The organism is Verruconatronum alginivorum (assembly GCF_056590205.1).
Genome location: NZ_JBWPVQ010000001.1, coordinates 2,613,722 through 2,637,651, shown reverse-complemented (window position 1 = coordinate 2,637,651; position 23,930 = coordinate 2,613,722). Strand labels below are relative to the sequence as shown.

General features: G+C 61.4%; 14 protein-coding genes. 9 read left to right on the top strand and 5 right to left on the bottom strand.

Annotated elements, in window-relative coordinates; genetic code table 11:
- Positions 1-120 precede the first annotated feature (120 nt).
- Positions 121-342, top strand: a complete 222-nt coding sequence (locus tag ACWUI2_RS09330) for a type II toxin-antitoxin system Phd/YefM family antitoxin (protein WP_486982586.1) — start codon at positions 121-123, stop codon at positions 340-342.
- Positions 330-716 carry a type II toxin-antitoxin system VapC family toxin gene (locus tag ACWUI2_RS09325; RefSeq protein WP_486982585.1) on the top strand — a complete coding sequence of 129 codons (387 nt, stop codon included), beginning with the start codon at positions 330-332 and terminating at the stop codon, positions 714-716. The genes ACWUI2_RS09330 and ACWUI2_RS09325 overlap by 13 nt, the downstream gene beginning before the upstream one ends.
- A gap of 261 nt (positions 717-977) precedes the next feature.
- On the opposite strand, the gene ACWUI2_RS09320 is transcribed toward ACWUI2_RS09325, so the two are convergent.
- On the bottom strand, positions 978-3,959 hold the full coding sequence (locus ACWUI2_RS09320; protein WP_486982584.1) for a hypothetical protein: 2,982 nt from the start codon (positions 3,957-3,959) through the stop codon (positions 978-980).
- A 267-nt stretch (positions 3,960-4,226) separates the two neighbouring features.
- Entirely contained in the window at positions 4,227-10,454 is a 6,228-nt protein-coding gene (locus ACWUI2_RS09315) for a hypothetical protein (protein WP_486982583.1), read from the bottom strand.
- A 279-nt stretch (positions 10,455-10,733) separates the two neighbouring features.
- Here ACWUI2_RS09315 and ACWUI2_RS09310 point away from each other — a divergent pair, with 279 nt between their 5' ends.
- Together ACWUI2_RS09310 and ACWUI2_RS09305 are read left to right on the top strand one after the other, a co-directional pair.
- Complete coding sequence (locus ACWUI2_RS09310; RefSeq protein WP_486982582.1) at positions 10,734-12,857, top strand: sensor histidine kinase; 2,124 nt, start codon at positions 10,734-10,736, stop codon at positions 12,855-12,857.
- Complete coding sequence (locus ACWUI2_RS09305) at positions 12,854-13,483, top strand: response regulator (protein ID WP_486982581.1); 630 nt, start codon at positions 12,854-12,856, stop codon at positions 13,481-13,483. The genes ACWUI2_RS09310 and ACWUI2_RS09305 overlap by 4 nt, the downstream gene beginning before the upstream one ends.
- Positions 13,484-13,687: 204 nt before the next feature.
- Here the strand turns inward: ACWUI2_RS09305 and ACWUI2_RS09300 are convergent, their stop codons facing one another.
- From ACWUI2_RS09300 to ACWUI2_RS09290, 3 genes are all read right to left on the bottom strand, one after another.
- A complete protein-coding gene (locus ACWUI2_RS09300) occupies positions 13,688-15,379 on the bottom strand; it encodes a DEAD/DEAH box helicase (RefSeq protein ID WP_486982580.1) in 1,692 nt (563 codons plus the stop codon).
- Between the two features lie 409 nt (positions 15,380-15,788).
- A complete protein-coding gene (locus tag ACWUI2_RS09295; RefSeq protein ID WP_486982579.1) occupies positions 15,789-15,995 on the bottom strand; it encodes a hypothetical protein in 207 nt (68 codons plus the stop codon).
- Positions 15,996-16,019: 24 nt separating this feature from the next.
- A complete protein-coding gene (locus tag ACWUI2_RS09290; protein WP_486982578.1) occupies positions 16,020-18,521 on the bottom strand; it encodes a DEAD/DEAH box helicase in 2,502 nt (833 codons plus the stop codon).
- A gap of 204 nt (positions 18,522-18,725) precedes the next feature.
- On the opposite strand from ACWUI2_RS09290, the gene ACWUI2_RS09285 reads away from it, so the two are divergent.
- From ACWUI2_RS09285 to ACWUI2_RS09265, 5 genes are all read left to right on the top strand, one after another.
- Positions 18,726-19,829 (top strand): cytochrome C assembly family protein, encoded by a 1,104-nt coding sequence (locus ACWUI2_RS09285; RefSeq protein ID WP_486982577.1) that lies wholly within the window; start codon positions 18,726-18,728, stop codon positions 19,827-19,829.
- 1 nt (position 19,830) lies between these two features.
- The gene (gene hemA, locus ACWUI2_RS09280) at positions 19,831-20,877 is read left to right on the top strand and encodes a glutamyl-tRNA reductase (RefSeq protein ID WP_486982576.1); all 1,047 of its coding nucleotides are present in this window, start codon (positions 19,831-19,833) and stop codon (positions 20,875-20,877) included.
- A 167-nt stretch (positions 20,878-21,044) separates the two neighbouring features.
- Entirely contained in the window at positions 21,045-22,052 is a 1,008-nt protein-coding gene (locus tag ACWUI2_RS09275; protein WP_486982575.1) for a 2-hydroxyacid dehydrogenase, read from the top strand.
- 77 nt (positions 22,053-22,129) lie between these two features.
- A complete protein-coding gene (locus ACWUI2_RS09270; RefSeq protein ID WP_486982574.1) occupies positions 22,130-22,306 on the top strand; it encodes a hypothetical protein in 177 nt (58 codons plus the stop codon).
- Positions 22,303-23,910, top strand: a complete 1,608-nt coding sequence (locus tag ACWUI2_RS09265) for an SLC13 family permease (RefSeq protein ID WP_486982573.1) — start codon at positions 22,303-22,305, stop codon at positions 23,908-23,910. Before ACWUI2_RS09270 ends, ACWUI2_RS09265 begins: the two co-directional genes overlap by 4 nt.
- The last annotated feature ends 20 nt before the right edge of the window (positions 23,911-23,930 follow it).

Genomic DNA, 23,930 nt, shown 5'->3' with positions numbered 1-23,930 from the left:
TCTTTGCGCCCTTGGCGGTTAAATCTTCGTCTCTATCCGCGCCCATCTGCGCCCATCTGCGGTTCAAAATCCGTACGCATCATCCTTGACAAACGTACGTCTTCTCAAGAGATTTCAATTATGCCGGTTTCGAGCACCAAACTGCGGGAGAACATCTACGTCTTGTTGGACGAAGTCTTGGAAACGGGCAAGCCGTTAGAGGTTACCCGGAAAGGCCGCAAACTCCTCATCGTGCCCGAGCCTCCGTCGTCGAAGCTGGCCCGGTTGCCGCAGCGTCCGACGATTCAAGGCGATCCGGAAAGCCTGATCCACTTGGATTGGTCGAACGAATGGAAACCGTGATCGCCCTCGACACCCATGCGGTGGTTTGGCTGCACGCCGGGGAGATCCGACTCTTCCCGCCCCCACTCCAGAGCCTGCTCGACGCCAGTCCCTTGATCGTCTGCCCGATGGTCATTCTCGAGCTCGAATATCTGCGGGAAATCAACCGGTTGACCGTCTCCGCAGATCAAATCCTGACCGATTTGACCGCCGAACTGGCTCTCCGGGTCTGCGACCACCCGTTCCCCGCGATCATCCGCACCGCCCTCGCCCAAACCTGGACCCGCGACCCGTTCGACCGCATCATCGTCGCCCACTCCCTCGCCACCGGCACCCAGCTCGTCACCAAAGACGAAACGATCCACGCCCACTGCCCAACCGCCATCTGGGACTGAAGATTACCGCGCTTCCCCACCGTAGTGGGGTTGGCTCCGCCGTGTGGCGGCCGAAACGCCAAGAGCCTATCGCCCCCCTTCGAAGCGCGACATCAAAATGGTCCGATCATCCCCAGCCAAGGCTGTCGGGCGGCAAAGCCAACCCGACTACGGCAATCATCCTTCACGATCTTCGCGCCCCTTGCGGTTAAATCTCCAGCCTTCATCCGCGCCCATCTGTGCCCATCTGCGGTTCCCCTCTCCCCTTCCAGTGCCTCTTCTTTACCGCAAGATCCGGTCGAAGATATCCGGGATCGGGATCCGCGGCCGTTCGCGTTCGGGTTGCGGTTCGCCATTCTCGGGCTCTTCCGCCCGCCCGCCGGGTGCGACGAAACGGAGAACGGTGTCGATCACCATACGATAGAAGAACGAAGCGTCCGGATTGGCGGGGGTTCCCCGGATCGCGAAATCGCGACGCATCTTCCGGTAGCCGAGGTCGTCCTGCTCCTGACCGAGCATCCGGGCGCTTTCCAACAAACGCTCCAACGGTCCCCGCGCCCCGAGTTGCAGTTCGATCGTCATCGGCTGACGCAAGAACCCGACGTTCTCCCGATGATCGATCCGGCCCGCCCCCCGCAAATGAATTTCCGGCGACAACACCCGCAGGTTGCGCACCACGATGTTCAGGTCCTCACCCCGCTCCGCCGATAACGTCAGCTCCTCATACGGCATGTTCGAAAGCCGCCGGGCGATGTCCGACACTGCCGCCGCATCCCGGCCCAACGCCCCGAACAGGACCGACGCCGCCATCCCGACTTCCGCCAACGGATTCTCCGAATACAACAACCGGATAATCCCGCCGCCGCTCTGCAAGCGCAATTGGAACCGGATCCGATCGATCAAATCGAGCAGGTTGATCCCTTCCCCGGATATCTCCGCCGCGACGCCGAACAACCCTTCCAAGGTCGGCGGACGCCCGGGTTGCAACTGACGGAACAAATCGCCCGCCGCCAACTCCGGCGCCTCCATCGTTCCTTCCAACACATACGGCCGCTCCTCCTCCGCCAGGAAACGGACCCGCGCGTCGACCCGCACCGGACTGTCCAAAAACACCGCCCGCAACGCGCTCACCACCGCGCCCGCGTCGACCTGCAATTCCCCGCGCAGGTTCTCCATCCCGTATTCCTCCTGCAAACGGACATCGGCGATCTCCAACTCGATCCGACCTTCGAACCCCGCCCACACCGGCACGTCGTCCCGCCCTTCGACCGGCACCGGTGGTTGCCCCGGACCGGCCTCCTCGACCGGCGCCGAAAAACCGGAGGCGACCGCCAACGCGTCGTTCACCGCCAAACGGTCTCCGGAAACCATCAGCGCGAACCGGCTCAATTCTTCCCCCAAACTCAACCGCCCCGCCACCCGCACGTCCGACGGAGCCGTCCCTTCGATCCGCACCGGCAAATCCAGTTCCCACACATCCGTCTCGACTTCCCGGGCGCTCCCGCCGAAAACCACCCGCGGCAACCGCACCCCTTCGTCCCGGCTGACCAGATCGCGCAAAGTACCGTTCAATTGCACCGCCATTCGCTCGCCGAGTGCCGCTTCCGCTTCAACCGCCAGGACGCCCGCCGACAGGTTGTTCATCCCCTGCAGCGCCGGCTGACCGAGCAACCGGGCCAGATCCGCCTGCAACTCCGCCCGGGCCGATCCCGCCGGCCCGTCGAAAGCGGCCTCCCCGGAGGCGACCGTTTGCCCGTTTTGCAGGATCCGCCACGGCGCCAATGTCGCCCGCGCCTCGCCGTCCTGGAACGATCCGCCTCCTTCGATTTCCACCGAGAGCCCGACCAACATCGGGTCGCCCTCCGACAAAACCCCGAACTCCGGCACGCGGAGCGGTTCGGTCAATTGAAAGAAAATCCCTCCCCCTTCGGCGCTGACCAGCAACCGCCCGGTGGCGTTCCCTCCCCGCACCGCCATTTCCGGCGCCCCGGCCTGGAGAAAAAGATTCGCCCATTCCACCGGTAGTCCGCGGATCGTCACTTCCGCCAGGTCCATGCGTTCATCGGCACCCTCCAGTTGCTCGGTCAGCCGGTTGTAACGGACCTCCTGGAAATTCCGCGCTTCGAGCAGATCGTTGCCTTCCCCGTCCCGGAGCCGCACCAGCAGCTCGCCGAGCCGGAAGCTTTGCTCGTCCATCCGCAAATCGAACCGCGAGTTCAACGCGAACCCACCGAGTTCGCGCAACTCCTCCGCCACCAGACCGAGGTCGTCCACCGTCACTCCGAGTTCCCCTTTTAAATCGAGAATCTCTCCGGCGATTCCATAGGTAAAACTCCCCCCGCCGCGCGCCGCGAACGCCGGCAGTTCCACCCCTTCGAAAAAGACCGCCAATTGCTCCCGGTCGACCTCGATTTCCCAGCTTCCTTCCAAAACCCCTTCCCGGTGCAGATAGGTCGCGTCGACCGAAACCAACGTCGACAGATCCGGCCGGTCCCCGGCCTCCTGGTTCACCAATAACCGCCCGAAATGGGCCTGGTATTCCTCCCCTTCATCGGTGGCCAACAGCAGAACCTCCGCCCGGATGCCTTCCCCCGGTGCCGCCTGCGCTCCCCGCACCGACACCTGACCGAGCAAACGGGCCCGCTCGATCCGCCCCCGGTCCGCTTGAAACACCGTCAACGTTCCGTCGAGCTCCAACCCGGCGAAAAGCGGCAACGCCCCGGGCGCCCGCAAATCGCCCGCCAAGTGCAATTCTCCTTCCCGTCCCGGCGCGAAGCCGCCACCGGTCAGCACGAAATCGCTCCGCATCGGCTCCGCCCCGGTCCCGGGCAGGAGCAGTTCTCCCTCCACCCGAAGGTTGTCGAGATACAACGGCATCGGAAGCTCCATCTGACGCAAAATCCCTTCGAACGGCTCCGGATCCTCCGTCGGTTCCATCCGCGAAAGGTCGAGGGCCACCCCGGTCATCAAAACATCCCCCAACCGAAGTTCCCGCCGGAAAATCAAATCCGACAGCGACAACTCCGCCTCCAGCCCCCCGACCCGGTAGGAAGCGTCGGGCTGTTGAAAAACCACCCCGCGCGCCTCGGTCCGGTTCCACCCGACCCGTAGATAATCCAACTCCAACGACTCCCCCGGACCGGTCGCCACCACCCGCGTCGCGATCCCCCGCTGCACTCCCGGCAACATCAGAACGCCCACGGCCGCGACCAGCAAAACCGCCACCGCCAACAACACAACCCCACCAATCTTAAGCGCTTTCACAATAAACCCTTAAACCAAACATTCACCCGGAAGCAAGATTCCCTCTCTGCCCCCAATATACCCCCACCACCGAAAAATCGCAGAGACGAACCGCAGTTAATCAACCGCAGATGGGCGCAGATAACCGCAGATAAAAGACCGGATGCCCTGTGACGGTGGATGAATCGCGCCGCTCCTTATCTGCGTATATCCGCGAAATCTGCGGTTAACTCGCTGCGGAGCCAAAGTAGTGAGGCTGCTCCGGCTCCGTTTTTCGCGGTGGGCGCTTTATGGAAGGGTGATGAGGAGACGGACAAAAACGCCTTTGGCCGGATCGGAGGGAGCGATTGTTGATGACCAGTAATGATAGGCCTCATCCTCTCCTTCGCTGTGAATATTGGCGGGCAGGCCGACGTTGAAATTGGAGAGATCCTGCGTGGCCTGGAGGGTGAACGGAACCCAGGATGCCTCTTTTGCCGTTCGGAATGAAAAGGTCACCGCTCCTTCTTCTTCGACCTCCATGGTGAAAATGGGGGGGACTGCATTGGAGGAGGGATCGTTGCCGAGCAGATACTGGAGAATGTTCGGGCGTCCGTTTCTCGACGCGTCGTCAAACGGACCGCGTGCGTCCGCCGGCAGATCAAATCCGGCGATCCAATCCGCGAACGGATCCAGACTGCCGCTACCTTCGCCCACGGTTAGCGTGGCAGCGGTGCTGGTCAAGATCTCCCCGCCGATGGTCACGATGACGTGATAGCTGCCGACATCGGATTCCGCGGTGGCGGGGATGACGAGTTCCTGGGCGGTGGCTCCGGGGATCGGGTCGTCGTTGTGGAACCACTGGTAGGCGGGCGTGCCGCCGCCGACCCAGGCAACGGAGAAGGCGGCGCGTTCGCCGGGCGCCACCGTGAGAGAGCGAGGCTGGCCAACAATGGCAAACTCGCCATCGTAGCGGGTGGTCACGCGAATAAGACGGCGGGGGGAGTTTAGCCCAACGAGGATGTTTTCCTGTGCATCGCGGGCGATGGACCGACCGGAGCCGGTGGTGACAAAGGGGCCGAATGTTTGGTCCACCTTTCCATCGGCGGCGGACAACCGGACAAACGCGCGCCAGGTTTCGCTGCCCGCCGTGAAGGTAAAATCGCCCGTCGCATAAGCTTCGGCACCAATCACGACGACCCCATAGGCCGGACCCCAGCTTGCTAGTTCATGAACATAGCTGTTGTCGAGGGATCCGTCGGAGTTGAGGCGCGTGACAAACCGGCGATTAGAGACATTGTCGACCGAAGTGAAATCTCCGGCGATCCAATATTTTCCGTCAGAGGCACGCTGGACGCTGCGCGGGATGGCACTCAACGAAGGAGCGGAGAAGGAGGGATCCGCGGTGCCGGCGGGCATGAGGCGGATGACTCCGCCAAGGTTATGGAGACCAATCAGCTTGCCGTCAGCTTGGAGATGAAGGCCATGGGACTGGCGTCCGTTGAAACCGGCGGCACCGGCGTTTGCCGCGTAGGTGGTGTCGATGGCGCCATCCGCAAGCGAAACACGGCGGATCGACGGCTGCCCGAAGGCGACAAATCCGGCAATGTAGGCATCGGTGTCGTTGATCTCGATCCAGTTGGTGAGCATCGTGCCGGCGGTGAACGTGCCATCGGTGACGCCGTCGGGATGGAGCCGCCGGTAACCGCCGGTGGTGCCGGTACCCCAGCCGACGAGAAGTTTGCCGTCGGGCTGTTCGACGATGGTATTGACCTGCGAGGGAAAGGTCGGGTTTGTTTCCAGGTCAACCAGCGTGCCATCGGCTTCGATGATTGCGAAGCGACTGCGGGGTTGCCCGCCGAAGCTGGTAAAGCCGCCTCCCACAGCGATGCGGCCGGAAGAGAGGGGGGTGATGACGGTGATATCTCCATTGGGTGCCTGACCGATGTCCAATGTGGGATCGAGGTCGCCGATGATGGCTGAGACGGAAAGAGCGACCGATTGGCTGGTGGCCGAGCCAAGAGAGTTGGTCACCACGACATGGTAAAAGCCAACGTCCGTTGCGGAGGTTCCGGTGATGACGAGCGTGGCGGCGTTGGCACCGGGGACGATTTCGTCGTCGTGGAACCACTGATAGCTCAGCTCTCCCGCGCCGATGGCTTCGACGACAAAGGCGGCACTGCCGCCGGGCGCGGCGGTGACGGCGGCGGGCGGGGTCAGGATGACTGGTTCGGCGAGCACGATGAGACGAGCGGACAAACTCATTTCCTCCGAACCGGTGTCGGTGTTGGTTACGAGAACGGTGTAGAAACCATCATCGTCACGGGTGAGTCCGGTTAGTGTAAGGGTGTCGCTCGTGGCGCCGGGGAGAACCACGCCGTCGTGGAACCATTGATACGTCACCGCGCCGTCCGCGTAGACATCTACGGAGAACTCAGCGGTTCCGTCGAGATCGGCCACCACCGGGGCGGGCTGACGCAGGATGGCGAGGTCGGTCGCGTCGATGGTGAGGATGCCGAGGCGGTTGGCGCTGGGGCCGCTGCCGCCGGCAAGCGTGGTGAACGCGCCCCCGACATAGGCGCGGCCATCCGGCATCGCGAGCAGGGTGTGGACATTGCTATTGGTGTTGCCCGGTCGGAAGAACGGATCGACGGAGCCGTCAGGCCGGAGCATCACGAGGCGCTGACCGGCGATGTTGGAACCGATGCCCGGCCAGGACTGGAAGGTGCCTCCGAGGAGAATCTTGCCCCCGGGAAGGAGTTGCAGGGCAAAAACGTTGTGACTGGTGTTAACGGATGAGTGGGCGGTGAACGACGTGTCAACGGTTCCATCCGGATGGAGACGCGCGATCTTCCGGTACGCGGGATTCGAGCCCCCAGCATTATTGAAATCGCCCCCGACGAGGAGCTTGCCGTTGGGCTGGAGGGCGACGGCGCGCACAAAGTAGTCGAACGTCGCGCGGGTGGCGTTGTAAGCGGCGTCGAGGGTGCCGTCGGGCAGGATACGGACGAAGTAGGACGTGTTGTTGACTCCATGGACGGCGCCGAAGGCTCCGCCGACGTAGAGGACATCGCCCGGGCCTTCGAGGAGAGTGTAAACGGCGCTATTGGGTCCGCTGCCGCCAACCCAGGTAGGGTCAGGCGTGCCATCGGGCAGGAGGCGGAACAGGGTGCCGAGATTAACTCCGTTGTAGGTGCCGGAACCGACATTGACGATGATCCGGCCATCGCCGAGCGTCCACAGCGCAGTGACCGTCGCGCTCGGTCCGACGCCGCCGTCGTTGAACGAGGTATCCACGCTGCCGTCGAGTTTCAAACGGACCAGGCGGTTGCGACCGGAATTGAAGGCATTGGTGAACTGACCGCCGACGATCACCTTACCGTCGGGCTGCACGGCGATACCGTTGACGTTGCTGTTGAAGCCGCCGTGGTTGAGACCGGGGACCTGGGTTCCTGTTTCGGGATCGAGGAAAGCGAAACGGTTGGCGGAGGCCCCGCCGATGGTCGTGAAGGTGCCTCCGACGACGAGCACGCCATCAGGACGGCGCAAGACATGGTTTACCTGGCCGCTGGTGGCGTTGGCCTGGAAGGTCGTGATGCGGGCGCCGGTGATGGTGTTGACCGTGATTTCCACGGGGTCGGTGCTGAAGTGGCCGAAGGCGTTGCTCACAAAAACCGAGTAGAAGCCGGCTTCGCCCGGCTGGACGTTGGTCAAGGCGAGCGAAGAACCGTCCGCCCCCGGGATGTCCACTCCGTTAAGCCGCCACTGGTAAGCGATCGGGGTGGCCCCATCGACCTCCACAGTAAGGGTGTGATTTTCACCCGTGAGAAGATCTGCCGCGACGGGCGCCACAAGCAGTTCGGGCGCGCCGAAAAGGGAAACATGAATCGGTTGGCTGAAGATCGTGCCGGAGTCGTTGACCAGGCGCACGGTATAAACGCCGGTCATGGTTGCATCGAGGTCGGCAAGGGAAAGTGTGGCGCCGGTCGCGCCGGGAATCTCATCCCCGTCGAGAAACCATTGATAACTGACAGCTGTGCTGCCGTGGGCGTGAACGCTCAGGGTAATATCACCGCCGGGAGATTCCTGACGCGAAAGACTCTGGCGCAGGATGGCCAGATCGGGTTCCTGCGCGAAAACGCGAACCGGACCGGAACCCAGGCCGGTGTAACCCTGGAAGGCGGTGGCGTCACCGGAATTGACGAGGAAAACGTAGCCCGGAAGGTAAAGGGCGGAATTGATGTTGAGGGAGAAAACGATGCTGCCGGTGAAACTGGTTGTAGCGTGATAATCCAGATCGCGCGCGCCGGTCGGGAGGAGGCGGATGTGCCCGCGGGCCGACTGGCCCGCGAACTGGGTGAACTGGCCGGTCGCGATAAGTTTGCCGTCCGGCTGCAGGGCGACAGCGAAGATCCGGTCATTGAAAGTCCCAGCCGAGGTGTAAACCGGGTCTGGCGTGCCGTCGGGAAGGAGGATCCGGAGCGTCCGGTTGCTATTCCAGCTCGTCACCACCACGATTCGCCCGTCCGACAGGCGGTCCATGAATTCAACACTATCGGTAAAAGCTGGGAAGTCCGCCATGATCTGACCGCGCCGGTCGAGCCGGACAAGACGCAAGTAGGGCGTGCCGCCAAAGTCACCGCGAATGTAGGCGGTGCCCTCCACCCCGCCGATCAGGCCCTGCGGAGTGAGAGTCATGCCGGTCGCGTAGTCGGGGTCCAGGGTGCCGTCGTAGCGAATCAGAGCGACGCGGCTGACGGGGACTCCGCCGATGTTGTTGAACTGTCCGCTGACGAGGTAGCCGCGGCCGGGGAGTTCGGCGAGTCCGTTGATGGTGGAATCGAAGCCGCCGAAGAGAGGGAAAGTCGGATCGTCCTCAAGCGTGATCGGATCAAAGCGGCGCAGCCGCTGGTTGGCGGCGGTGTTGCTCCCGGCAACGTTGCCGGCCACGATCAGGCGGCCCTCCTCGTCGATGAGGTGAAATCGCGGGGAGAACTGTTGTTGGGTGGGCAGGCCGGCACTGAGGCCGCGCATGCCGAGAGGATTGCCATCGACATCCATGCGGGCGATCCACGAAGGTGCCGAGGTGCGTACGCGCAGGATGGTTCCATCCGCGAGCAAGTGCATGTGTCCGCCGTCGGTGACTTCCGGCTCGTAGGTGAGGTCGAACTCGCCATCGATGCGCTCGGTCCGCACTTCTACGTTTGCGGTTTGACTCGTGGCGACGCCGCGATCCCCGGTGACCACCACATGGTAAGCACCCGCGTCGTCCACGGTGAGATCGGAAAGCACGAGAGTCGGACTGGTCGCGCCGGGGAGTAACGTTTCCCCGTGAAACCACTGGTAGGTCAAATTATCCCCCACGGCAAAGACTTCGAGCGTGACGCTCCCGCCGACGAAGTTACCCCGGCCGACTGGTTGATCCACGATAACGGTTTCCGGTCTCCAATCGAAGCCGGTGAGGTCGAGGCGGTAGAGTTTGGTGACGGTGCTGTAGGACGCGCTCACAATCTCGCTCAAAAGGATAAAAAGCGTGTCCCCATGGCGCTCGATGCGCTCCGGAATCTGGACGCCGATAACGTTCGTGTCCGGCCAGACGGGGAAGGTGAGCTGGAGACCGTCGGTCGGCAGGTCCTGCCAGGAAAGGCCGCCCGTGGCTGAAAACAACAGACGAGAAGTTTGGGTGCGGGTGAAGAGCAGTTGACCGTCGCCGCTGAGATTGCCGCTCATGCCCGGGGGCTGCCCGGCGCCCGTCCGCCAGGTCGCGCCCGCGTCGGAGGTGGTGTGGACAACCGAGCTGGAGGAGACGCCGGGGACGATGAAGGTCAATGAGTCGCCCGTGCGGGTGAGACGCCCGCCATCGGAGCCGGAAAAGGGCGAAGTCGGCGTCCAGGTTAGGCCGCCGTCGGTCGTCACGTGCGGACCGCCGCTCAACGGGCGCATGGCGAAGACCTTGCCGTCCACCACGGCGAGCGAGGCAGGGGCACCCAAACCGCCAAAACCCGTCGTACGCTGCGTCCAGGACTGGCCATCCGCCGACACCCACACGCCGCCAAGCTGGGCGATGCTGTAGTAAAGCGAACTGACGGGATCGAAAACCACGTCGTCGATCGCGCCAAAGCTGCCGAGCTGCGCCGGAGGCGGAAAACCGCTGGTCGACCCCTGTTGCCAGGCGGTGGTCCCGGGAGTGAGACGGTGAAGGTAATTGAACGCCGCGTCGCCGCTCGATCCTGAAACCCAGACCTCGCCATTGGCGAAGCGCAGGGCGTTGAGCCCGTTTGCATCCGTTAAAGAGTAGCCGGCTCCCGCCACCGTGTTGATCGGTGTGAAGGTCGTTCCCCCATCCTCACTCACTACCACGCCGGAACCGTCCGGCCCGGCCAGGGCATAGAGGCGGGTTCCGTCGCTAATAATGCCGTCGCGGGAGGAGACGAGCGTGGCATCAACGTTGTCGGTGATGTCCTCCCATGTTTGGGCGTGGCTGTTTGCGCAAAGGATAAGGAGGGAAGAAAGGAGGATACGAGCGGATATCGTCATTCTGAGACAGAGCATGAAATTTGTGGCTTGGCATCCAGAGAACGATGGATCGTTGCCTCTAAGATGATCGTGAAGGGGAGGATCTTACGAAAAATGCGGAGGCAGGGTATCCCCTGAATAGGGGAATCTCCTTATATTTTGTTCGGGGCGTGGCTAATTTTGGTTGGACGCTTGGTTGGAATTGCTCAAAAAGGATTTGACTGCGTCAAAACCATTGCCCGGATCATGAAAACGACGAGGATTCACGTTCGCCTGCCGAGGCTGCCACCCCTGACGATTATGGCAGCCGCCTTACTGATTGGTTTGACGGTGACGGCCGGCGTCACGTTTCTGGCCCTGGACCGGCCGTGGGTGGGATTGCAGCTGTCGGGAGACCCTTCGGGAGGTGTGGTGGTCCGACGCGCGGAGGGCCCGGGCGCGGCCATACCGGTTGGCACCGTGATTTCAGAGGTCGCGGGAGCGAGGGATTCCATGGTGTTGGAGCCGTTGGATCTGGTCGCAGAGCCTGATGGCGCGATGGGAACGTATGCGATTTATCGCCGCTTTTTGGAGCGCCAGGAGCGCCTTTCGCGGATACAAGAGTCGGCGGAGATTGTTTTTACTGGAAGCGATGGAGTCCGGCATATCGTACATCCGGTGCGGGAAGGCCGCCCGATAGGTTCTTTGCCGGTCGAGTTTTGGGTGCAGGTTTTTGTGGGCTGCGCGGGATGGTTGGTGGCGGCGAGTGTTTTTGCGTTTCGATCGCGGGACATGAGCGCGCGTTACTTATTGCTGAGCGGCGCAGCTACCCTCACCTTCGCGCCATTGGCCGCGGTTTATAGTACGCGGGAAATGGCGCTGCCGGGGATGTTGTTCCAGTGGTTGAACGATCTGAACTTTTTGGGAGGCAGCTTGTTTGCGGGGAGTTTTGTCGCCCTTCTGCTGCATTATCCGAGACGTATTGCTCCGGCCTGGATCGGGGCGGGAATCGTGTTGTTGTATATCGGCTGGTTTTTGGCTCAACAAGCGGAGGTGTTTGAGTCGATGACATTTGCCCGGCGCTTTCTGGTGATGGTTGGGGTCATCTCGACCTTCGCGCTCGCCGCGGTCCATTGGGCTCGGACCGGAAAAGATCCAGTCAGCCGGGCGGTGCTGCAATGGTTTTTGATTTCGTGGATGGCGGGCACGCTGCTTTTTGCACTTTTCATTCTCCTCCCCCAGCTATTCGGAGTCGATACGTCTCCACTTCAAGGATACGCCTTTTTGCTGTTCTTGCTGGTGTATGGCGGATTGGCGTTCGGGATCTTACGTTTCCGGCTTTTCGAGTTGGGCGATTGGTGGAGGCGAATCGTGGTCTGGACGGCGACGGTGCTACTGTTGATCGTATTGGACCTCGTTTTTGTCATGCGGCTGCATCTTTCCTCCGAGTTGTCGCTCAGTTTGGCCCTGTTGGTCTGTGGGCTTTTCTGGCTTCCCGCGCGCGCGTTCGTATGGCGGCGTCTGGTTGAACGGCGCCGCATTCGGCCGGAGGATCTCTTTGGACAAGTGATGAACGTGGCTCTCGCTCCTCCCGGCGATGCGGATCAGCCGGAGCGATGGGAGCGCTTGTTGCGGGAAGTTTTTAATCCGTTGAAAATCGAACCGGGCGACGAACGCATTGACAAAGTCCTGGCCATGGGAGACGGCATGGTCATGAAAGTGCCGGGGATCCCCCCAATCCCGCCGCTGCGGATGGAATTTGCCGGGGGTGGCCGCCGACTGTTTTCGCCCCGGGATGTCGCTTTGGCCCAAGAGCTGACCACGATGTTGAGGCATGCCACCGAAAGCCGTGCCGCCTATGAGAAAGGAGTCGCGGCGGAACGGCAGCGGATCGCCCGCGATATGCATGACAACATCGGTGCTCAATTAATGGCCGCCCTTCATCGGCGCGACACGGACGGAAAAGACGCCACGATCCGGGAGACGCTGACGGAGTTTCGCGACATTATTAACGATGCGTCAGGGTCCGGGAGCACCTTCGAGGAAACGTTCGCTGAGATCCGCTATGAAACCGGCGAGCGATTGGCTGGCGCCGGAATCTCTCTTTCCTGGACGAGTTCTGTGAGGGAATCGCTTCCGCTGAACCCAAGAAAGCGTCATGCCTTGCGCTCCATCGTGAGAGAGGCGGTGAGCAACATCATCAAACATTCCGGAGCCTCCTCCGCCGGAATCAATCTCAGCCGGCGCCGCGAAACCCTTTGTCTGGAGATCGTAGACAATGGGACCGGCTTTGACCCGACGACGCAGAGGACAGGCAATGGTCTTACCAACATGCGCACGCGTGTAGCGGATTTAGGCGGGAAGTTGCGGATTGAGAGTCGCGACGGGGCGTTCGGTTTGATTGCAGAACTGCCATGTCATGAGATTTTGGAGCGGACGATATGAAACACGTGCTCATTGTCGAAGATGTCAGAGAAACGCGGAAGTGGCTGGCGGCGATCGTTAGCGAAGCGTTCCCGGGATGTTTTATGACCGAGGCGCCGGATCAGAGGGAGGGGTTGCGGTTGGCGAAAACGTCCGTTTTCGATTTGGCCCTGATTGATCTCGGCTTGCCTGATGGGTCCGGATTCGACGTGCTTCGTCATTTGCGAGCGCAAAGCCCGGGCACGGCGTGTGTCATCGTTACGGTGCTGGGGGACGATGCGAATATCGTGGCCGCCTTGTCCGCTGGTGCCGGGGGTTACCTGCTAAAAGAAAATGCGCCGGAAATCTTGAAACGGCAGTTGTTGCAACTCGCGGACGGCGAGCCGGTATTGTCTCCTGCGATCGCACGCCGAATCATGGACCACTTTCGGTTGACCGGGCCCGCGACGAACTGTGACAGCGCACTAAGTCTGCGCGAAAAAGAAGTACTGAGCCTGATTTCGCGGGGACTGCGCAACCGCGACGTGGCGCAGCATTTGGGGATCGCTGACTGCACGGTCGCCAGTCACGTCAAAGCGATCTATCGAAAGCTCGGTATCTCGAGCCGGGCCGAAGCCTCCTGGCATGCCACCCGGCTTGGTTTGTAGTCACGAATGCACGGTTGGAATTTTGCGGAACAGGTAGCATCACCACGACAAACAGCGAACCGCAGATGGGCGCAGATTTTCGCAGATAAAAAGACCGGATGCACTGTGACGGCGGATAAATCACGCCGCTCCTCAGCTATCTGCGTATATCTGCGAAATCTGCGGTTAATTATCTGCAGTTCCTGAGTATCCGCGGTTCGTATTCTACTCGTCGGCGAGTTCGACGTTGATCCGGCGGCCTTTGATCCGGATGCCGTCGAGCTTTTCCATGACGGTATAAACATGCTCTTCGGAGATGTTCACGAAGAGATGTTTGTCGAAGACCGCGATCGCTCCGATGATGTCGCCTTTCAATCCGGTCATGCCGGTGATGGCGCCGACGATTTCGCCCGGTCCGATCTTCATCCGGCGTCCGGCGTTGATGAAGAGGCGGCGCCAGCCTTCCTCGGCCCGGCCGCGGCGCGCGGGGCGTTCCGGGCGTTCGAACCGATCCGATTCGTCCGCGCCTTTCGCTTTTCCTTTTTTCCCTTTTTCCTTGGCCGACTTCCCTTTCTCCCGACCGGCTTTCGGCGGGGCGTCTTCGACGATTTCCTCCCCGGGAGCCGACTCAGCGCCGATCATCTGGTGAATCAGGGCCGATGAAATATCGGTCGGAGCGAAGCCTTGATCGAGGAGCCGGTCGATCAGGCCGTCGTATTTGCGGTAACTGCCGGAGACGAGCAACCCGCGCAAACGGTCGAAAAACTGGTTGGTCCGCTTCTCCTCGACTTCGTCGAGGGAGGGAACCCGCTCGCGACGGATTTTCATCTTCGTCGAGCGCATGATGTTTTGCAGACGGTAGATTTCGCGTCCTTCGACGAAAGTGATCGCGCGGCCCGATTTGCCCGCCCGTCCGGTCCGGCCGATCCGGTGGACGTAATCTTCGCCGTCGTTCGGGAGGTCGTAGTTGAACACCACCTCCACGTTCTCCACGTCGATGCCGCGGGCCGCCACGTCGGTGGCGATCAGGAACTCCAGTTTCCCCTGGCGGAACCGGTTCATCACCCGTTCGCGCCCGGTCTGGTTGATGTCCCCGTGCAAACGGTCGGCGGAGTAACCGCGGGCCAGCAGGTGTTCGGTCAATTGATCGACCATCACCTTGGTGCTGCAAAAAATGATCCCGAGTTTGATGTCGTTGAGGTCGATCAAGCGGGTCAGAACTTCGACTTTCGACCGGCGGGCGACTTCATAATAGATCTGCTCGATGGCCGGAACCGAGAGCGGTTTGTCCTCGATCTTGATCGTTTCCGGCGAATCAGTGTGGGTTTTGATCAGATCCCGGATCGCCTTCGGGAGCGTCGCCGAGAAGAAGACGGTCTGCCTCTGCTCGGGAGCCCGTTCGAGGATGAAAGCGATATCGTCGCGGAAGCCCATGTCGAGCATCCGGTCGGCTTCGTCGAGGATCACCATCTTCAGCTTGTCGAGCTTCATGGTCCCCTTCTCGATGTGGTCCATCACCCGGCCGGGGGTGCCGATGACCATCTGCACCCCGCTCCGCAAGGCGCGCAGTTGGCGGTCGTAGGCGGTGCCGCCGTAAATCGGAATAGAGTGGAAACCGCGGGAAAACGCGGCGAGCCGGTTGACCTCCTCGGCCACCTGCACCGCCAGTTCGCGGGTCGGGCAGAGGACCAGGACTTGCAGGTCGTTCGACTTGAAGTCGATCCGCTCGATCGCCGGTATGCCGAAGGCCGCGGTCTTGCCGGAGCCGGTGTGGGATTGTCCCACCAGGTCGACTCCCCGCATCAGCGGGGGAATCGCCGCCGATTGGATCGGCGAGGCTTCTTCGAAGCCCATTTTGGCCACTGCCTGCAAGATTGAGGGAGATAGCCCCAGTTCGGTAAACGGTTTCTTTTCCATTGGATTCTTGTCCAGACGTTTGCACCGACCACGCGAGAGTCAAGAGTGGAACCGCAGATGGGCGCAGATAGCCGCAGATAAGAAGAGGCTCAGGAACCGGATTTTTTAACAGAAGGGAGCGAAGGGGGAAGAAGAACTAGAGCTGTCTTCCTTTGCTTCCTCTTTTCGCGCGGAGCGCTTTGGAGTGCGGTGCGTCCCCGCACCGCTTTCGGAATGGTCGGAGGTAGCCGCGCGCTCGACAGTCATCCGACGGCCGGAGCTATTCCGCGCGCACGAAAGCTCCGCGGGGACGCGGAGCACTCCAAAGAGGCTCCGCCTCGAAAGCCAAGTTTCACTCGATGTTGTTCCCCGCAGCCCGAATGTTGGCTTCTGTGGAAACAGCAGTGGATTGAGGGAAATTCTGCTTTCTTTACCCGCCGAAGTATTCGCGCAGGGCGCCGAAGAATCGTATCAGGAAATAAATGACCCCAACGGTCATCAGGCCGAGGAAAACCCAGGGGGCGATCCGGTTGATGCGGGAGAGGTCCTCCCCTTTTCCTTCGGGGACTTCATCCTCGTCCTCCTCCTTCCACTCGAAATCGTCTTCTTCGTCGTCGTGTTCTTCGTGCAACGGCATGACTGGGATGAGCTACGGGTTTTCTTAAGGCTCGCCGCCTTCGCCGCCGAGTTCGATCAGGGTGCGGAGGGAGGCGAAGGTGTCTTTTAAATCGGAAACGCCGCCCATGCCGCCGATGACCGACTCGAAGAGATCGCGTTTCTTTTCCTTCAATCCCTGGATCCGCTCTTCAACCGTGCCCCCGGTGACGATGCGGTAAACGAAGACCGTATTGGTTTGACCAATACGGTGGACCCGGTCGATCGCCTGGGCTTCCACCGCCGGGTTCCACCAGGGGTCGAGAAGGAAAACATAGTCGGCGGCGTGGAGCGTGATCCCGGTGCCGCCGGCGCGGAGACTGATCAACATGATCGCCGGGCCGTCGTAGGATTGGAACTCCTCGACGGGCGCCTGGCGGTCGGTCGTGGCACCGGTCAGGGTGAAGCGTTTGATTTGGGGATGGGCCAGATCCAGGGCCTGGCTGACCCGGTTCAGCAGCGCGACGAACTGACTGAAAATCACCACCTTGTGGCCGCCATCGACCACCGCCGAGAGGTTTTCCAACAGGAGCTGGATCTTGCCGCTTTCCTCCCACGGATCGTTCGACCACGGGAGTAGGCCGGGGTCGCAACAGACTTGGCGCAGGCGGGTCAACAGCGAGAAGAGTCCGAAGGAACGTTCCCGCATGGTGTCGGACAGGTCGTCTCCCAACCGGTTGAGCCCTTCGCGGCAGATGCGGCCGTATTCGTTGCGCTGGCGGTCGGTGAGCGGGGCGGTCAGGGTGCTCTCAATCTTCGGCGGCAACTCGGCGGCCACTTTTTGTTTGGTCCGCCGCAGGACGAAGGGAGCGACCTGCGCCCGGAGGCGGCGGAGGAAATTCTCGGGATCGGCGGCGAGCGCGGCTTCGAAACCGGCCCGCGACCCGAGAAGATCGGGCATCAGGAAATGGAAGAGCGACCAGAGGTCGAGTTGCCGGTTCTCCAGCGGCGTGCCGGTCAGAGCCAGGCGGTGTTTCGCCTGGATCGAGGAGCAGCATCGGGCGATTTTGGCTTCGGGATTCTTGATCAATTGTCCCTCGTCCAAAACAGCGTAGCCAAATTCGACCTTCTTCAACAGGTCGGAGTGACGGCGCAACTGGGTGTAGCTGGCGAGCCAGATCCCCGGCGCGGCGTCGTCGTCGGCGAAGGTGCAACCGCTTTTCAACACATGGACCGGCATGTCCGGCAGGAAACGGGCGAACTCGCCTTGCCAAACCGGGATCACGCTCGCCGGGGCGACCACCAGATGCCGGACCGGCTCGACCGGACGGGAGCCGATCAGGGCGATCACCTGGACCGTTTTCCCCAATCCCATTTCGTCGGCCAGCAACGGATGGCAATCGCAGTCGCACAGGTGGGCCATCCATTGCACCCCTTGGCGTTGGTAATTGCGGAGATGGTCCGGGAGATTGGAAAGTTTGCGCGGAGTCGAAAGGAGTTGTTTGCGCCATGCCTCGACCTCCGGATCGGCCTGGATGTCGATCCGGTTTTCGGCGAAGAGCGACATCAAGAGGTATTTCGGGATCGTCTGCTCTTTTTTCGAGGTGGTTTTTCCCTTCCAATCGCGGACCGCCTCCGACTTTTCCCGGCTGAGTTGAACGAAACCCATTTCGGGCAAAAGGACCGTCTCGCCGTTCCCCTTCAACAAGGCTTCGGCGTCCTTCCTGGAGAGCATTTTCTCGCCGGCCCGGAAGATCCACTCCAAAGTGAGCACCCCGCTCGAATCGCCCCGGCGGACCTGGGCCCGGGCCTCCACTTCGACCGGTTTCACCCGCTCCTGGAGCTTGGTCACCGACGGATCCATTTCGATCCGGAAGAATTTCTGCCAGGTTTTGACATCCTGCTTCAAGAACCCTTGGATGTTTGGAACTTCCTCCAAGACATAGCGTTGGGAGTCGTTGCAAAAACGAAAATGAGCTTTGCGCGACAACGAGGCGAGGCGGATCACCGCTTCCCGTTCGGAGGCGACCAGGTGGCCGTTGCTCCCATGGCCGAGCGCCGGGATGCGGACGCCGTCCTCCCCGACCCAATGCCCTTCGAAAACGAGTCCGGCCGGTTCGACGCTGAATTTCAGGTGCAACTCCCGGCCCGGGGCCTCCTCCTTTTTCACCTCGGCGAGGCGTTCCTCCAACCGCCGGACCCCTTCGGGCGGTTCCTCGGCGTCGGCCGGCAGCGGGGAAATTTCATCAATCACCATCTCTTCGATCTCGTAGAGACCGGCGATGGCGAGAGCCTGGCCGAGGGTGTTTTCCTCGACGGACGCCCGGGTCGAGGGGCGTTGGTTGCTCCAATCGATGACGGCGTAACACTCCTTGCCGTCGAGTTTGGAGTGGATGATGGCGTCGTTCTCGCCGAGTTCGATCTCGCGCACCATCCCCTCGCGGTAAAGCCGCCGGCCCATCTCGAGGCTCCGCCCCGGGAAGAACGGTTCCCAACTCCGGGTCAGCTTGTTGAACCAGAACTCCAGGGCGTTCAGGTTGTAAACTCTCTTGGGGCCGTGTGTCTGCATGGAAGCCTTCATAGTCTCCAAAATCGGAGGGTTGGTTCAAATTATTTTTTCCGAAAGGAGGCGAATTTCCCCGCCGGAGACTGGACATCAACGGTTTGTTGCGTTCTGTTTTCCGCTTCCCCCGGGCGGCGCGGACGATTCCTTTCGTTTCTAAACCGGCGGGGTTTTGACAGATTTCCTTCGATTCCCATATTCAACCGGCAAATGTTCGATTTTCTCTCACTGGGCGACCGCTCCTGGCTCTGGGCCGGCACGGCGCTTTACACCATCGGGTTCGTCTTCGCCCTGTCGTTCCTGGTGCGCGCCCGGACCCATTCGCGTCCGGCGCTTTTCGCGATCGTCCTGGCCGGGTTCACCGCCCAAACCATCGGACTTTACCTGCGCGGCCTCGAGATCGGCAGTTGCCCGCTCGGAAACACCTTCGAGATCATCCAATTCGTCGTCTGGTCGCTGGTCCTCCTTTACATGGCGGTCGGACCGGTCTTCCGGATGAGCCTGCTCGGCTTCTTCACCTCCGGCCTCGCCGCCGCCCTCGGAGTGCTTTCGCTATCGATCCCGGATTGGGACATCGGCCGCCGGGAACATGTCCTCGGTCCCAACGTCTGGATCGAACTCCATGCCGCGCTGGCGATTTTCAGCTACGGGGTCTTCGCCCTCCTCTCCCTGACCGCCGCGATGTATTTGGTGCAGAATTACAGTTTGAAACGGAAGAAACTGAAAGGGATGTCCCCGTTCCTCCCGTCGTTGATCCAACTCGACCAAATGATCCTGCGGCTCCTCCTGACCGGCGTGGCGATCCTGACCGCGTCGCTCGTCCTCGGCTCGATCTACTGGGCGCGCGATATCGGCACGGTCGATTGGCCGAAGATGACCGTCACCATCGGAATTTGGGTTGCCTACCTGGTCCTGGCTTGGCTCCGTTGGCGCCGCCGGGTCGTCGCCCACACGCTAGCTTGGACCTGCATCCTCCTTTTCGTAGTCGCCCTCGCTTCAATCTGGCCGGTCACCGCCAGCCATTTCACCACCGAGGCCCCGGAAGAAGTGAGCCATCCGGGAACTTTTTTCAATACCCGGAACTTCATCGCCGTGGTCGGGTTGGCTCCGCCGCCCGACAACAGCGGCGTGAGCGACCGGCCGAAGATGGTGCCGCACGTCGATGATCGAATGGGCAGGTTTCCCGACGCTCGGACCCTTTCGGAAGGTGGGGCGGCGGAGCCAACCCCACTACGAGGGACGATGACACGTAAGTGGTCTTCCTTCCTTCCCGTGCCGAAGGGGAAATACTCAAATGCCGACTCTCTAGCCTGACATGCAGCGAGCGACAGGATCCATCATCAACCTCGGGGCCAGCCACCAGACCGCTCCGATCGAAATCCGCGAAAAATTCGCCATCCCGGCGGACCGGATCAGCGAGCTTTACCGCAAGTTGAAAGCGCTTCCCGGCGTCGGCGAAGTCGCTTTGCTCAACACCTGCAACCGGACCGAGCTCTACGCCGTCACCCACGACGGCCAAGGGGCGGCGGCCTTGCGGGAGACGTTTTGCCACGCCCAGCAACTCGCCCCGGAAGCGCTCGACCGCTACGGCTTCGAGCGGCGCGACGGCGACGCGGTCCGCCACCTGTTCGACGTCGCCTCCGGACTCGATTCGCTGGTGATCGGCGAGACCGAGATCCTCGGCCAGGTGAAAGCCGCCTATTCGACCGCCACCGAGGAGAACGCCTTGGGGCCGTTGCTAAATCGATTGTTCCAGAAAAGTTTTCAATCGGCCAAATGGGTCCGCACCCACACCTCGATCGGGAAAGGCCAGGTCAGCGTCGGGACCGTCGCGGTCGACTTGGCGCTCAAGATTTTCGGCGATCTCGCCACCTGCAAGATCCTCGTCGTCGGCGCCGGTGAGATCAGCGAACGGACCATCACCGCCCTGAAAAGCCGGGGCGCCACGAAGTTAACCGTCTGCAACCGCACCGATCACAAGGCGATGGATCTGGCCAACCAATACGGGGGCAACGCCCTTCCCTACGAACAGTTCCGCGGCGCCCTCGGCCAGTTCGACATCGTGATCTGCTCCACTTCGTCGCCCGATCCGATCATCACCCGCGACCTCCTCCGTCCGGCAATGCGGAGCCGGAGTTACGAACCGCTTTTCCTGATCGACCTCGCCCTCCCCCGCGACGTCGAGGGAGCCGCGTCGGATTTAGAAAACGTCTTTCTCTACAACATCGACGACCTCTCCCAAATCGCCGAGGAAAACCTCGCCGCTCGCCGCGCCGAACTCGCCCGCTGCCAGGAAATCCTCGCCCGCCGCGCCGAACACTTCTGGAAAAGCGTCGCCCCACAGGATTCCCACAGAAGGTAGCAAAGAATACAAAAGGGAAAAACCTCACTCACGGGATTCATCACTCCGCTTTCAGGATAAATTAGTGTTCATTAGTGTTTATTAGTGGTTAAAAAACTCCCCGAACCGGATTCAAGTTCCCCCCTTTCCCTCTTGCCTGTCTCCGGCTCCGGGTGTAGTCGTACGCTATGAAAGTCGCGGTATTCAGCACCAAGGTTTACGACCGGGAATTTCTCGACCAAGCCAACCGGGAGGCCGGCCACGCCCTCACTTATCTGGAGGTGAAACTCACCGCCAAAACCGCGTCGCTCGCCGACGGATTTCCAGCCGTCGCCGCCTTCGTCAACGACGTCCTCGACGCCGAAGTGCTCGAGATCCTCGCCCAGGGAGGCACCCGCTTGATCGCCCTCCGGTCGGCCGGCTTCAACCATGTCGACCTCAACGCCGCCGAGAAACTCGGCCTCGCCGTTGTCCGGGTGCCCGCCTACTCCCCGCACGCCGTCGCCGAACACACCCTCGCCCTCATCCTGACCTTGAACCGGAAAACCCACCGCGCCTTCAATCGGGTGCGCGAGGGGAATTTCGCCTTGGACGGCCTCCTTGGTTTCGACCTCCACGGGAAAACCGCCGGAGTGGTCGGCACCGGAAAGATCGGCGCTCTCGTCGCCCGTTCCTTGCACGCCCTCGGCTGCCGCGTCCTCGCCCACGACCCGAATCCTGACCCGGACCTGGAACGACTCGGCGTGCAAAACGTCGAGTTGGATCCCCTCCTGCGCGAATCCGACCTCGTGACCCTGCATTGTCCGCTCACCCCCGACACCCACCACCTGATCGACGGAAAAGCACTCGATCAAATGAAGCCGGGCGTCATGTTGATCAACACCAGCCGGGGCGGACTCGTCGACACCTGCGCGGTCATTGAGGGGTTGAAGTCGCGAAAAATCGGATACCTCGGTCTCGACGTTTACGAAGAGGAAGGCGACCTTTTCTTCGAGGACTTGTCGGAAAAAGTGATCCAGGACGACATCTTCATGCGGCTCCTGACCTTCCCGAATGTCCTGATCACCGGCCACCAGGCTTTCTTCACCCGCGAGGCAGTGCAAAACATCGCCGCCACCACCATCGACAACATCACCGCCTTTGAAATCGGCCGCGTGGAAAACGCCGTCCATCCGGAACGGATGATCGCCCGATAGAGCCGGATGCAATCGATGGAGAAGGAACCGCAAAAAACGGATAGATATCCGAACCCCAACCTGTTAACTTGGTCCCGATGAATCTGGTGGTTGGCAATCGGGACGGGCACGAAAAGCGGCAAATGCCGTCGCCTCCGATTGCGGTCACAGACCGAAAACTTTTCGGAGTTCGCGTCCGGCGCAAGGCCGGAGCGGCTTCGAAACGAGCGGCCGGAGGCGACCGGTTTTCGGCTGCGATCAGCATCGATACATGAAGAAACTCACCCTTGTTGCCTTGACGCTCGGCCTCATCGGCCTAGTCACGCCCATTCTCATCGGTGTCCCGGGGTTGCCGCTGGCGGCGAACATCACCCTCGGCATCTTTTTGATGGCGGCCATCTTCTGGATCCTGGAGCCGATTCCGATTTACGCCACCTCGATGCTGGTGATTTTCCTCCAGATCCTGCTCCTGAGCGTGCAGGGACCGATTGTCCAGTTGGCGGACGTCCCGGCGGTGCATCCGGAACCGGTGGCGGAACAGGTCTGGGAGATCCCGGCCGCCGCCCTCGACGCCGACAACCGGATCTTTCTCCTGCAACCGGACAACCAGGTCCGACCCGCCCGGGTGCAGATCCGGGAGGAACTCAACGGCCGGGTCCAGGTGAGCGCCGCCGAACTTAACGCCGAGGTTTCCGTCGTCACCGACGCGACCCACTGGATCACCGGTTTCCGTCCTCCGAGTTATACTACTTTTCTGAATACGCTGGCCAATCCGATCATCATCCTCTTCCTCGGGGGATTCGTCCTGGCCGCCGCGGCGGTGAAATACGAGCTCGACCGCAACATCACCCGGATCATTCTCCGCCCGTTCGGCCGCCGGCCGATCTTCATCGCGATGGGGTTGATGCTGGTCACGGCGATGTTGTCGGCCTTCATGAGCAACACCGCCACCACCGCCATGATGATGACCGTGGTGATTCCGATCGTCGCCCAACTCAAACCGGAAGACCGCTTCCGCATCGGAATCGCGCTCGCCGTTCCGTTCGCCGCCAACATCGGGGGGATCGCCACCCCGATCGGCACCCCGCCGAACGCGGTGGTCATCGGCGCCCTCCAGTCGCGCGGTATCAACATTCCCTTTACCGACTGGATGCAGATGGCGGTGCCGCTGGTCCTCCTGATGCTCCTCTTCACCTGGTGGCTTCTGATGAAGCTTTATCCGCCGATGCAAAGGGAGGTCCATGTCGACCTTTCCGGAAAATTCAACCGGTCGCCGAAGGCATTCGTCCTTTACATCGTCTTCGCCACCACGGTGATTCTCTGGATGACCGAAGCGGTCCACGGGATCTCCAGCAACGTGGTCGCCTTCCTCCCGATCGCCGTCCTCCCCGCTTGCCGGGTCTTGGAGAAGGACGACATCCGCGGACTTTCCTGGGAAGTTCTCTGGCTGATGGCCGGGGGCATTTCGCTCGGCATTTCGATGAAAGACACCGGCCTCGCCGAGTGGTTCATTTCGCAAATCGGGTGGGACGCCCTCGGCGCGCTCGGCGTGCTGACGGTCTTCGGCTTGGTCGCCCTCGGTCTTTCGAACTTCATTTCGAACACCGTCGCCGCGACCTTGTTGATCCCGTTGGCGATCAGCTTGGCCGCCACCGGCGTTCTGGGCGACAACCTCGCCCTGCTGGTGATCGCGGTGGTGATCGCCGTGGCCTGCAGCCACGGGATGGCCCTTCCGATCTCGACTCCTCCGAACGCGATCGCCATGAGCACCGGCTTGGTCCGGACCGCCGACATGGCGAAAGCCGGCGTGATAATCGGGATTGTCGGCGTGATTTTTGCCATTATCCTTTCCCGCATCTACTGGCCGCATGTGTTGTGATCCGGTCGAAAAACCTCAAC